Source organism: Streptomyces sp. NPDC015130 (genome assembly GCF_043080005.1).
GTDB lineage: Bacteria > Actinomycetota > Actinomycetes > Streptomycetales > Streptomycetaceae > Streptomyces.
In genome coordinates this window covers 535,967-547,630 of the sequence record NZ_JBIBVC010000002.1, presented here as the reverse complement: position 1 = coordinate 547,630, position 11,664 = coordinate 535,967, and the positions used below count along the sequence as shown (strand labels likewise).

General features: G+C 72.9%; 12 protein-coding genes and 1 pseudogene. 10 read left to right on the top strand and 3 right to left on the bottom strand.

From position 1 onward, the window contains the following. Positions 1–468: 468 nt before the first annotated feature. Positions 469–1,845, top strand: coding sequence for a hypothetical protein (locus tag ACF08F_RS05745; protein ID WP_392297215.1), 1,377 nt, complete (start codon positions 469–471; stop codon positions 1,843–1,845). A gap of 15 nt (positions 1,846–1,860) precedes the next feature. Here the strand turns inward: ACF08F_RS05745 and ACF08F_RS05740 are convergent, their stop codons facing one another. Both ACF08F_RS05740 and ACF08F_RS05735 read right to left on the bottom strand, forming a co-directional pair. Next, a complete protein-coding gene (locus ACF08F_RS05740) occupies positions 1,861–2,493 on the bottom strand; it encodes a class I SAM-dependent methyltransferase (RefSeq protein ID WP_392297214.1) in 633 nt (210 codons plus the stop codon). 48 nt (positions 2,494–2,541) lie between these two features. After that, positions 2,542–2,823 carry an ATP-binding protein gene (locus ACF08F_RS05735; RefSeq protein ID WP_392297213.1) on the bottom strand — a complete coding sequence of 94 codons (282 nt, stop codon included), beginning with the start codon at positions 2,821–2,823 and terminating at the stop codon, positions 2,542–2,544. Positions 2,824–2,852: 29 nt separating this feature from the next. On the opposite strand from ACF08F_RS05735, the pseudogene ACF08F_RS05730 reads away from it, so the two are divergent. The 4 genes and pseudogenes from ACF08F_RS05730 to ACF08F_RS05715 form a co-directional block, all read left to right on the top strand. Then, positions 2,853–3,284 (top strand): annotated as a pseudogene (locus ACF08F_RS05730) (DUF5753 domain-containing protein); the annotation flags it as partial. Then, a complete protein-coding gene (locus tag ACF08F_RS05725) occupies positions 3,244–3,528 on the top strand; it encodes a DUF397 domain-containing protein (protein ID WP_392297212.1) in 285 nt (94 codons plus the stop codon). The pseudogene ACF08F_RS05730 and the gene ACF08F_RS05725, both read left to right, overlap by 41 nt. 2 nt (positions 3,529–3,530) lie before the next feature. Then, positions 3,531–3,992 carry a hypothetical protein gene (locus ACF08F_RS05720; protein WP_392297211.1) on the top strand — a complete coding sequence of 154 codons (462 nt, stop codon included), beginning with the start codon at positions 3,531–3,533 and terminating at the stop codon, positions 3,990–3,992. A 163-nt stretch (positions 3,993–4,155) separates the two neighbouring features. After that, positions 4,156–4,578, top strand: coding sequence for a hypothetical protein (locus ACF08F_RS05715; protein WP_392297210.1), 423 nt, complete (start codon positions 4,156–4,158; stop codon positions 4,576–4,578). A 55-nt stretch (positions 4,579–4,633) separates the two neighbouring features. On the opposite strand, the gene ACF08F_RS05710 is transcribed toward ACF08F_RS05715, so the two are convergent. Next, positions 4,634–5,041, bottom strand: a complete 408-nt coding sequence (locus ACF08F_RS05710; RefSeq protein WP_392297209.1) for a DUF4259 domain-containing protein — start codon at positions 5,039–5,041, stop codon at positions 4,634–4,636. Between the two features lie 133 nt (positions 5,042–5,174). Between ACF08F_RS05710 and ACF08F_RS05705 the strand changes: the two genes are divergently transcribed. The 5 genes from ACF08F_RS05705 (at position 5,175) to ACF08F_RS05685 (ending at position 11,657) form a co-directional block, all read left to right on the top strand. Next, on the top strand, positions 5,175–6,182 hold the full coding sequence (locus ACF08F_RS05705; RefSeq protein ID WP_392297208.1) for an endonuclease/exonuclease/phosphatase family protein: 1,008 nt from the start codon (positions 5,175–5,177) through the stop codon (positions 6,180–6,182). Positions 6,183–6,270: 88 nt separating this feature from the next. Further along, on the top strand, positions 6,271–6,597 hold the full coding sequence (locus ACF08F_RS05700) for an FKBP-type peptidyl-prolyl cis-trans isomerase (protein ID WP_055643825.1): 327 nt from the start codon (positions 6,271–6,273) through the stop codon (positions 6,595–6,597). A gap of 82 nt (positions 6,598–6,679) precedes the next feature. After that, on the top strand, positions 6,680–8,857 hold the full coding sequence (locus ACF08F_RS05695; protein WP_392297207.1) for an acyl-CoA dehydrogenase: 2,178 nt from the start codon (positions 6,680–6,682) through the stop codon (positions 8,855–8,857). A gap of 12 nt (positions 8,858–8,869) precedes the next feature. Continuing rightward, a complete protein-coding gene (locus tag ACF08F_RS05690) occupies positions 8,870–10,072 on the top strand; it encodes a lipid-transfer protein (protein WP_392297206.1) in 1,203 nt (400 codons plus the stop codon). Positions 10,073–10,175: 103 nt separating this feature from the next. Then, on the top strand, positions 10,176–11,657 hold the full coding sequence (locus ACF08F_RS05685; protein ID WP_392297205.1) for an MFS transporter: 1,482 nt from the start codon (positions 10,176–10,178) through the stop codon (positions 11,655–11,657). Positions 11,658–11,664: the final 7 nt, after the last annotated feature.

Genomic DNA, 11,664 nt, shown 5'->3' with positions numbered 1-11,664 from the left:
GGTACGGGTGCCGCGGGTGGTACGGGCGGGGGCTTTGGGGCTCCGGCGCCCTGGGAGGCCCCGCCCGGCGGCCCGCCGCCCGGTGGTCCGGCGCAGGGTCCCGCGAGCGCCTCCGGCCCGGGAGCCCACGGATTCCCGGGAGCACCGGGAGGCCACGGAGCCCCGGGAGCCCACGGAGCCTCGGCCCCGCCTCCCGGCTTCGGCCCGCCGCCCGCGGCCGGTGCCGGGCAGGGGTACGGAGCGCCCGGGTCCGCGCCCGCGACCGCGCCCGGCTGGGCCGGTGCGGGGACCCTGCCGCCACCGCCCGCCGCCCCGCCGGGGTACGGCCCGCCGCCCGGCCAGGGGCCGCGCGGTGAGGCGAACCCGGCGCAGGCCGCCCTGATCGGCCTGCTCAACCTCTCCTGCCTGGGCCTCGGCTACGTCCTCCTGCGCCACTGGATCGGCGCCGCCCTCTGCTGGGCCGCCACCGTGGCCCTCCTCGTCCTGGCGCTTCCCGCCGACGTCGACGGCGTGCCCGCCGGCCTCCTCATCGGCTACGGCGTCTTCCTGCTGGCCGTCGCCGCCGACGGCGCCCGGCGCGGACTGCGCGCGACCCTCCGGATCGGCGCCTCCTTCCGGCGCCTGGCCCTCCCGCTCGCCGTCGTGCTGCTCGCCGTCCCCGCGGGCGGCTCGCTCGCCTACGGGGCGGCCCGCGACGAGGCGCGCGAGCAGGCGCTGCTCGACCGGCTCGCCGCCGCCGACGCCGAGGTGAAGTCGACGGAGGGCCTGCCCTTCGACAAGGCCCAGCCGCTCCTCACCAAGGCGCTGGACGTGTACGAGGACCTCGGCACGAAGCACGCGGGCTCCAGGGCCGGCAAGCTGGTCCCGGCGCGGCTCGACGCGTACTACGAGACGGTCTCCGGACCGTACGAGAAGAAGACGTACTGCGAGGCGATCACCCCGCTCAAGCACCTGCGCGGGCTCGCCGACTCCTTCGACAAGGGCCTCCTGGGCTCCCGGCCCGCCAAGGCCGACGAGCCGCTGGCCCACTCCCTCTACGAGTGCGGGACGGCCGCGCTCGCCGTCGCGACCGCCAAGCCGACGGCCGCCGAGAGCCTCAACGAGCTCCTCGGCACCTTCCCGAAGTCGTCCCACGCCACCCGCGTCGAGCCCGCGGTCCGGGAGGCGGTCAAGAAGCGCACGAGCGTGCTCGACACCGTCCCCGAGCCCTGCGAGACCACGGCCGAGCTGCGCACGCTCAGGACGACCCTCAGGGACATGACGGACGCCTCGCTCGACGGCGTCACGCGCGAGGCCGTCGAGGGCCTCCGGCGCGGCGACTTCGCCTGCGGGACCGACCAGTTCAAGGACAAGGAGTACGAGGACGCGGCCAAGACCATGACCGAGTACGCGACGGCCTACCCGGACAGCCCGCAGGCCGCGCACGCCCGCTCCATCGCCATCGCCGCCGAGATCGCCGACGAGGAGCCCGCCGCCGGCAAGAGCCTGCCGCCCGCGGAGGCCCCCGGCGGCTCGCGCATGATCCTGGTCGTGAGCAACGACGGCCCGGGCGCGGTGGACCTGCTCTACACCGGACCGACGACCGGCAAGGTCACGCTCAAGACCTGCGCGACCTGCACCAAGTACCCCGGCCCGATCTTCTCCCAGGGCAAGAAGGTCAAGGCCTGCCAGGGCCCCGCCTCGAAGTACCCGAAGGCGACCCTGCTGCTGCCCGCCGGTGACTACCACTTCCTCCAGAAGCGGGCGGGCACCGGTTCCTCGTACAGCGACACCAAGACCAGCAAGGTCAAGATCGAACCGGGTTACAGCTACACCAACTGCCTGTACGTGACCTCGGGCTACTGATGTCGCCGGGGCCCCTCAGCCCCGGCGGCGCAGGACCCGCAGCGAGTCGGTGACCGACACCTCGTCGAAGTCGCCCGACTCCAGGGCGCGGAGGTAGATCCGGTACGGCGCCTGGCCGCCGTCCTCCGGATTCGGGAAGACGTCGTGGATGACGAGCAGGCCCCCGGGGGCGACCTTGGGGGCCCAGCCCTCGTAGTCGTTCGTCGCGTGCTCGTCGGTGTGCCCGCCGTCGATGAAGACCAGCCCGAGCTGACCGCCCCACGCCTTCGCGACCAGCGGCGACCGGCCGACGACCGCGATCACGTGCTCCTCCAGACCCGCCTTGTGGAGCGTCCGCCGGAAGGTCGGCAGGGTGTCCATCAGCCCCACCTCCGGGTCGACCACGGTCGGGTCGTGGTACTCCCACCCCGGCTGCTGCTCCTCGCTGCCCCGGTGGTGGTCCACGGTCACCGCGACCGTCCCCGCCTGCCGCGCCACGTCCGCGAGGAGGATCGTCGACCGCCCGCAGTACGTCCCGACCTCCAGCAGCGGCAGCCCGAGCTTCGCGGCCCCGGCGGCCGCCTCGTACAGCGCGAGGCCCTCCCCGACGGGCATGAAGCCCTTCGCGGCCTCGAAGGCGGCAAGGATCTCGGGCGCGGGCACGGACATGATGGGCTCCTACTGGCGAGTACGCGGGTTACGGGCGCCTATCGTGCCCTACGCGACCCCCGGCGCGCCCTCCGCGTCGCACTCGAACCACACCGTCTTCCCGGCGGCCGTCCCGTCGACCCCCCAGCGGTCCGTCACCGCCTCCACCAGCGCGAGCCCCCGCCGGGCCTCGTCCAGCGGCCCCGGCACGTGCCGCACGACGTTCGCGACGAGCTCGGTGAGCGCGAGCCCGGCGGCGTCGGCCAGCCGGTCGAGCTCCCACCGCGTGAGGTGGATGCGCAGGATGCGGCGCATGTGACCGGCGGAGTGCTCACCGACGGTGAAACCCATGCGGTAGCTGGTGGCAAGTGCCGGGGGATAGAGGTCAGCGTCAGCGGGTACTGGAGCGAGAGGTGCCGCCGCTGGTGTGGGTCGTCTTGAGCGAGGCGGTGTTGCGTCAGGAAATCGGGGGCCGGGAGGTCATGCGTAACCAACTCCGGCACCTGTTGGACATGCAGGAGCGGGAGTGGGTGAAGATCCAGATCCTGCCGTTCGAGGCTGGCGCGCATGCGGGATCGATGGGCTCCTTCAACCTGTTGCGCTTCGAGGACGACCCTGATCTCGTCTACACGGAGGACTTCGTCCAGGGGCATATGACCGCCGATTCGGCTGCGTTCAGGGAAGGGTCACTCCGTTACGATCACTTGCAGGCTGCGGCTCTCTCGGTGGAGGACTCGGCCGACCGGATCGCTCGCGCCATGGAGGAGCAGTATGGGGACCAACCAGAACCTGACGGGCGCGCACTGGCGTAAGTCGCCCTACAGCGGCGACACCGGGGGAAACTGCATCGAGTGCGCCCCCCTCGGCACCGCCGCCTGGCGCAAGTCCTCCTACAGCGGCCCCAACGGCGGCGAGTGCATCGAAGTAGCCGATCTCACCGCCCACATCGCCGTCCGCGACTCCAAGAACCCCCAAGGTCCCGCCTTCCTCGCCCGCCCCGCCGCCTTCACGGCCTTCGTGGTGGCCGTGGCCGAGGGGCGGATCGGCGGGCGCTGACCGTGACGACCCTCTTAGGGACGATGATCCTCGCCATCGGCCTGCCGGCCTGGGCGGGGATCACCTACGTCGGGCTGGTCCGGGCCCGGCGGGGCAACGCGCTGCCCGAGCCCCGGCTGCCCCGCGCCCGCCGCACACCCGCCAGGAAGGCCGCGTACCTCGCCGCGCTCGCCTACCTCGCCGGTGGCGCGCTGCACGTGTACGGGCTGTCGTACCTGCCGTTCCTCCAGCCCGAGGACGCGTGCTGGTTCAACGCGGGGGCGATGGTCGTCCCCGACTCCAGCAGCGCGCTGCCGGTGAGCCTGGTGTGCCACGGCGAGGAGATCGTCCCGCCGTGGGTCAACCCCGGGCTCCTCGTCCTCGCAATCACTGCCGTCGGCGCCACCGCCACGAGCATCGTCCTGGCCCTGCGGACACGCGCCGCGAGGCGAGCTCTCCGGAGAGCGGACTCCCGTTCCGCTTGACGGACTTCGCTATCAACTCGTGCCCAGGGATGTCTACTCGGGGTTGGGTAGCGCTGTGCGCGTCCGGGGCCGACCATCCCGTCGTGACGCGCCTACGTCATCTGCGGTCGGGGGGACAGCACCGCCACGGGGAAGGCCGGCCACGCCGACGAAGGAGAAGCGCATGAGTGACCCCGAGTTCGATCTGCCCCCTCAGGCGGCACCCGAAGTCATCGCCGGGTGGAACGACCTGGCCGACGGGGTCTGCCGCGAGCTGACCCGGGCCGGCCTGCCCGCTCGCAGGGGCGACCTCGACGGCGGACCACAGTTCAGGCCGGGCGCAGAGGTTCACGTGGATCCCCTCGCCGACGGCGGGGTGTACGTGGACTGGGAGACGGACGCGGAGCTGCGGATTCCCGCCCTCGAACTCTTCGCGAAGGGCATCGACTACGCGGATCCGCCTGCCGTCGTGCGCCACCACCGGAACGTCCACGCGTTCATGCGGGACGCCATGACCGGGATTCTCGCCTCGGCCGGATTCCAGGTGGAGGAAGCGGATCCGCACACGCACGGAGGTGCTTTGTACGTGAAGGGCCGGCGTCCCTGATCCACCGGGCGGCTCGATGAAACCGAAGCCCCGCCGGGAGAACCCCGGCGGGTCTTCACGCCCCCGCGAGGACCCCGCGCAGCTTCCGTATCCCCGCCTTCCACTCCTCGCCGTCCGACTCCTCCCACAGCTCCAGGAGCTCCGATTCCGGGCCGAGTACGCGGTCGAGGGCGGCCACGGCCAGGGGGCGGAGGTCCGTCGGGAGTTCGGGCAGGGGCTGCTTCGGGGCGTACGAGGTCGTGACAGGGTCGCCGCCGGGGCACTGCGCGGCGAGCAGGGCGGCCGAGGCGACGGCCTTCTCCGCGAAGTACGAGTCCAGGAAGGCGTCGTCGCGGGTCGCGGCCACCTCCTGGAAGGCCGCGCGCAGCACCTCCGCGCGCTTGTCCGCCGGGGCCTCGTCCACGCTGTACGAGAAGTCGGCGGCGGTGTCGTTGTCGAACGGACCGATGTCCCAGGTGCCCATGGTGTGTTCGTTCCTTCTGCTCGTGATCCTTCGCGATCTGTGGGCATCGTGACAGGCCTCACTGACAACGCCCCGGGCGCGGACGGGCGTGCGAGGATGCGCCGTCTGTTACCGATCATGAAAGGACGTGCCCATGCGCGCGTCGTTCAGAGCGCTCCTCGCCGCGCTCTTCTCGACGGTCCTGCTGCTCGCCGCCGGGACCGGGACCGCCCGGGCGGACGAGGTCACGCCGGAGACCGCGAAGCCCGTGCGGTTCATCTCGTACAACGTGTGCGGGGCGAAGTGCCCCCTCCCCTTCCCGCAGAACGCGACGGAAGCCCAGAAGGACGCCACCAGGGCCGCGTGGGTGTCCGGGCTCGTCGCCGAGGTCGACGGCTGGGACTCCGACCTGGTCATGCTCCAGGAGCTCTGCTACGGCCAGTGGAAGCTGATACGTGACGCCCTGGCCCCGGCGCAGCGCGCCGGAAAGGCCTCCTACGACACGGTGTGGGGCGCGGCGCTGCCCTCCGCCTCCGCATGTGCCCAGTGGGACAAGGACGACCACCGCTTCGGGCTCGCGATCTTCTCGAAGGGCGCGGGCTCGGTGGTCCCCAACACCCGCACCGTGACGTTCCTGCCCGAGGTGGAGGGTCTCCCGACGGAGGACCGCATCCTCCTGTGCGCCCGGACCGCGCTGGACGGCCGGACGGCCCGCGCCTGCAACACCCACATCGATCCCCACGACGCGACCACGGCTGTCCAGGTCCCCAAGGTGGCCCAGCTCGTCGAGGCCGGCCGGGTGGACGGCGAGCCCGTCGTCCTCGCGGGGGACTTCAACCAGGTGCCCGAGCACCAGGACATGGACACCCTCTACAACCACGGCACGGGGTCGACCGGCCTGTTCCAGGAGGTCGACGAGAACGACGCGTCGCAGTTCACCAAGAACCCCGACTGCTCCGGGACGGCCGTCCGCTGCCGCAGCGGTGAGGACACCGCCACCACGGTCTGCTCGGCTGGCACGCCCTCGGACGCCAAGATCGACTACGTCTTCCTGAGCTACGACTGGTTCAAGACCGTGCAGGGGGACGCCCTGCCCTGCACGGCGGGGTCGTCGCTCTCCGACCATCACCTCCTGCGCGGTGCCGCCGCCTGGGAGAAGTAGCCCCGGCGGCGCGCATCGCAGCAGGAATCCCCGCGGGTACGTATTGTCGCCAGCGCTGCACCCGCACACACAGAGAGAAGAGGAACCCATGGGAGTCACGCGAGACGTCATCGAGGCCGGTGACGGCCAGAACTTCCCCAAGCCCGGCGACGTGGTGACGATGCACTACACGGGCACGCTGGAGGACGGGACGAAGTTCGACTCCTCCCGCGACAGGGGCGAGCCGTTCGTCAGCCAGATCGGCGTCGGCCGGCTCATCAAGGGCTGGGACGAGGGCGTCCCCCAGATGTCGGTGGGCGAGCGCGCCAAGCTGACGATCACCTCCGACTACGGCTACGGCGACCGTGGCGTCCCCGGTGTCATCCCGCCCGGTGCCACGCTCGTCTTCGACGTGGAGCTCATCAAGATCGGCTGAGTTCGTCCCGGCGGACGCCCTCCCGCATTCCGATCCGTATCTGACCTTCCGTCAGAATGGAACGTGTTCTAGTCTGCGGCGCATGGGCATCGCCATCACGCACGAACAGCGGGAGCTCGCCCGATCCGTCCGCGGCTGGCTCACCCGCGCCGTACCTCCCGAAGAGGTCCGCAAACACCTGGACGTCCCCGGCGCCTCCGCCGGACGGCCCGCCTACTGGGACGCCGCCGTCGGGCAGGGGCTCCTGGGGCTCCACCTCCCCGAGGAGCACGGCGGCGGGGGCGGCGGTCTCGGAGACCTCGCCGTCGTCGTGGAGGAGACCGCCCGGGCCCTGCTGCCCGGGCCGTACCTGCCCTCCGTCCTCGCCGCCGAGGTCCTCCACCGCGCCGGACAGGGCGCCCCGGCCGCCTCGGTCGCCGCCGGGGAGCGGATCGCGGCCGTCGCCCTCGGCGGTACGGGCGGCCTCACCGCCGTCCGTACCGCGAGCGGATGGCTCCTCGACGGCTCCCCGCCCCCCGTCCTCGGCGGCGCCCAGGCCGGGCTCCTGGTCCTCCGGGCCGCCACCGCCGACGGCTCCGTCTGGCTCGCCGTCGACGTCACGGACACCCAGGGCCTCACCGTCCGGGCCCACGAGAGCGCCGACCCGACCCGGCCCACCGGCGAGATCACCGCCCGCGCCGCGCACGTGCCCGCCGCGTGCGAACTCGCCCTCGACACCGCCCTCGTCCACGACCTCGCCGCCGTCCTCCTCGCCGCCGACGCCTGCGGCACCGCCGCCCGCGCCGTCGAGACCGCCGCCGAACACGCCCGAACCCGCGAACAGTTCGGGCGGCCCATCGGACAGTTCCAGGGCGTCAAACACCTCTGCGCCGACATGCTCGTCCGGCTCGAACAGGCCCGCGCCCTGACCTGGGACGCCGCCCGCGCCGGAGACGACGAGGCCGAGGTCCGTTCCCTCACCGCCGCGCTCGCCGCCGCCACCGCCCTCGACGCCGCCTACACCTGCGCCAAGGACTGCATCCAGATCCTCGGCGGCATCGGCTTCACCTGGGAGCACGACGCCCACCTCCTGCTCCGCCGCGCCGTCGTCGCCCGCCAGCTCCTCGGCACCGGCGACCACCACCGCCTCACCGCCCTGCGGCACGCCTCCGACGGCGTCCGGCGCGGCCTCCGCCTCGACCTGCCGCCCGAGGCCGACGCGTACCGCCGGGCGGCCCGCGAGGCCCTCGCCCCCGCCGTCGGGCTCGCCCCCGCCGACGCCCGGCGCGCCCTCGCCCCCACCGGCTACGCGGCCCCGCACCTCCCGGAGCCGTACGGACTCGGCGCGGACCCGCTCCGCCAGCTCGCCGTGCAACGGGAGCTGGAGGCGGCCGGGATCACCCTCCCCGGGCTCGGGATCGGCGCGTGGGTCGTCCCCTCGCTCCTCACCCACGGCACCCCCGAGCAGCAGGAGACGCACCTCGGCCCGACCCTGCGCGGCGAACGGCTCTGGTGCCAGCTCTTCTCCGAACCCGGAGCCGGCTCCGACCTCGCCTCCCTCCGCACCCGTGCCGAGCGCACCGAGGACGGCGGCTGGCGGATCACCGGGCAGAAGGTGTGGACGAGCGCCGCCCAGTGGGCCCACCACGGCATCCTGCTCGCCCGCACCGACCCCGCCGCCCCCAAGCACCAGGGGCTGACCTACTTCCTCGTCGACATGCGGAACACCCCCGGCATCGACATCCGGCCGCTCAAGGAGATCACCGGGGACTCCCTCTTCAACGAGGTCTGGTTCGACGGCGCGGTCCTCCCCGCCGACGCCGTCGTCGGCGAGGTGAACGACGGCTGGCGGGTCGCCCGCAACACCCTCGGCAACGAACGCGTCCACATGGCCGACCAGGTCGCCTTCGACACCGGCCTCGAAGCCCTCATCGAGCGGGCCGGGCGCCACGACAGCTCCGTCCGCGCCCGGATCGGCGGCCTCGTCGCCGAGGCGCACGCCCTCGCCTGCATCGGCCTGCGCACCACCCTGCTCCAGGTCTCCGGCCTCGAACCGGGCGCGGGCGCCAGCGTCCGCAAGCTCGTCCAGACCCTCCACCAGCAGAAGGTCGCCGAACTCACCCTCGAACTCCTCGGACCCGAGGGCGCGTTGCGCGAGGGCCCCGGCGAACGGGCGCTGCACGGAATGCTCATGTCCCGCTGCCTCACCATCGCGGGCGGCACCACACAGGTACAGCTCAATGTCGTCGCCGAGCGCCTGCTCGGCCTGCCGAGAGACTGAGGGGGACCCGCGATGACCACCAAGGCGTACGTCGTCGGCGTCGGGATGACGAAGTTCGAGAAGCCGGAGACCCGGGACTGGCAGTACTGGGACATGGCGAAGGAGGCCGGCACCGCCGCCCTCGCCGACGCGGGAATCCCGTACGAGACCGTGGAACAGGCGGCCGTCGGCTACTGCTTCCAGGCCTCCACCGCCGGCCAGCGGGCCGTGTACGAGCTGGGGCTGACCGGCATCCCCGTCTACAACCTCAACAACAACTGCGCGACCGGCTCCACCGCCCTCATGACCGCCCGGCAGTTCGTCGAGGGCGGCATCGCCGACTGCGTCCTCGCCCTCGGCTTCGAGAAGATGGCCCGGGGATCGCTCGGCGGCGGCGGATCGGCCGGCGAGAACGACTTCAAGACCTCGCCGGTCGCCCGGCACTACGGCATCATGGCCGCCGCCCACGGCTTCGAGATGTCCCCGCCCACCGCGCAGATCTTCGGCAACGCGGCCCGCGAGCACATGGAGCGGTACGGGACGACCGAGGTGCAGCTCGCGGCCGTCGGCGCCAAGAACCACCAGCACTCGGCGAACAACCCCAACGCCCAGTTCCAGGACGTCTATTCGGTGGACGAGATCCTCGCCGCCAGAAGCGTCCACCGGCCCCTCACCAAGCTCCAGTGCTCGCCCACCTCCGACGGCGCGGCGGCGGCCGTCGTCGTCTCCGAGCGGTTCGTCGAGGAGCACGGGCTGCGCGGGCGGGCGGTGGAGATCGCGGCCCAGGCGATGACCACCGACACCGGGGAGTCCTTCGCCTCCGGCTCCTGCATCGACGCCGTCGGCCGCCCGATGTCCCGGGCCGCCGCCCGCCAGGTGTACGAGCGCTCCGGGCTCGGCATCGAGGACGTCGACGTCATCGAGCTGCACGACTGCTTCTCCGTCAACGAGCTGCTCACCTACGAGGCGCTCGGCATGTGCGAGGAGGGCGCCTCCGGCAAGCTCGTCGAGTCCGGTGCCACCACCTACGGCGGACGCTGGGTCGTGAACCCCTCCGGAGGGCTCATCTCCAAGGGCCACCCGCTGGGTGCGACCGGTCTCGCGCAGGCCGCCGAGCTGGTGTGGCAGCTGCGCGGCGAGGCGGGGGCACGACAGGTCACCGGGGCGCGGGTCGGGCTCGCGCACAACATCGGCCTGGGCGGGGCGGCGGTGGTGACGCTGCTGCGGAAGGCGTAGAACGGGCCCGGGGGAGGGCGGCGTCGCGGCGGAGGAGGGGTGACGCTGCTGCGGAGGTCGTAGGGCGGAATCCCCATGTACGGGTCCCGACCGGTCTGCGACCATGACGTCCATGCCGCAGACCGACTCCGCCACGAGCGACACCGCCACGCCCCCCTCCCCCGGTACGCCCCGCCCGTGGCTGGTCGTCCTGACCGCGTGCGCCGCCCAGTTCCTCGTCGTCCTCGACGTCTCCGTCGTGAACGTCGCGCTGCCGTCCATGCGGACCGACCTCGGCCTCACCGCGCTCGGTCTGCAATGGGTCGTCAGCGCCTACTCGATCGCCTTCGCCGGCTTCATGCTGCTCGGCGGCCGGGCCGCGGACGTCTTCGGGCGGAAGGCGATGTTCCTGCTCGGGCTCGGGCTCTTCACCGGCGCGTCCGTCGTCGGCGGCATCGCCCCGGAAGGCCAGTACCTGATCGGCGCCCGCGCCGTGCAGGGCCTCGGCGCGGCGCTCCTGTCGCCCGCCACGCTGACCCTCGTCACCGGCGCCGTCGCGGCCGGGCCCGCCAGGACCCGGGCCATCGGGACCTGGACGGCGGTCGGCGCGGCGGGCGGCGCCGCGGGCGGCTTCGTCGGCGGTCTCCTCGTCGACCTGCTCTCCTGGCGCTGGGTCCTCCTCATCAACGTCCCCATCGGCGTCCTCGTCCTCGCCGCCGCCCTGCTCTGGCTCCGCGAGGGCCCCACCGGCACCGGCGGCCGCCACCTCGACCTCCCGGGCGCCGTGCTCGTCACCGGCGGGCTCGCCACCCTCGCGTACGGCATCGTCCAGACGGAGGAGGCGGGCTGGAGCGACCCGGCCACGCTCCTGACGCTCCTCGGCGGGCTCGCCCTCCTCGGCGTCTTCGTCGCCGTCGAGGCGCGCACGGCGGCCCCGCTGATGCCGCTGAAGATCTTCCGCAACCGGGCCGTGTCGGCGGCCAACGTGGCGATCCTGCTGTGCGGTTCGAGCTCCTTCGGCATGTGGTACTTCATGACGGTGTACGCGCAGAACGTGCTCGGCTACACCCCGATCCAGGCCGGCCTCGCGCTCGTCCCCAGCTCCCTCAGCGTCATCCTGGGCTCCAAGCTGGCCCCGCGCCTGATGCCGGCGCTCGGTGCCCGGAACGTCGCCGTGGCGGGCGCGCTCATCGGGGCGGCCGGCTTCGCCTGGCAGTCGACGCTGACGGCCGACGGCACCTTCCTCGGGACGATCCTCGGTCCCGGCGTCGTGATGATGGTGGGCCTCGGCCTGGCCACCACCCCGCTGGCCACGCTCGCCACCTCCCACGCGGAGCCGGGCGACGCGGGCCTCGTCTCCGGCCTCGTCAACACCTCCCGCACGATGGGCGGCGCCCTCGGACTCTCGGTCCTCTCCACGATCGCGGCCTCTGGCGGCCTGCCGGCCCCCCTCTCGTTCTCCGACTACTCCGTGTTCGGCACCCCGGACTCCTCGTACCTGGTCCCGGGATACGCCCTGGCCTTCCGCGTCTCGGCCGGGATCCTGGTGGCGGCCTCGGTCCTGATGCTGGTCTGGCTCCCGAAGGAGGCCAAGCGCGCCGGGTGACAATGCC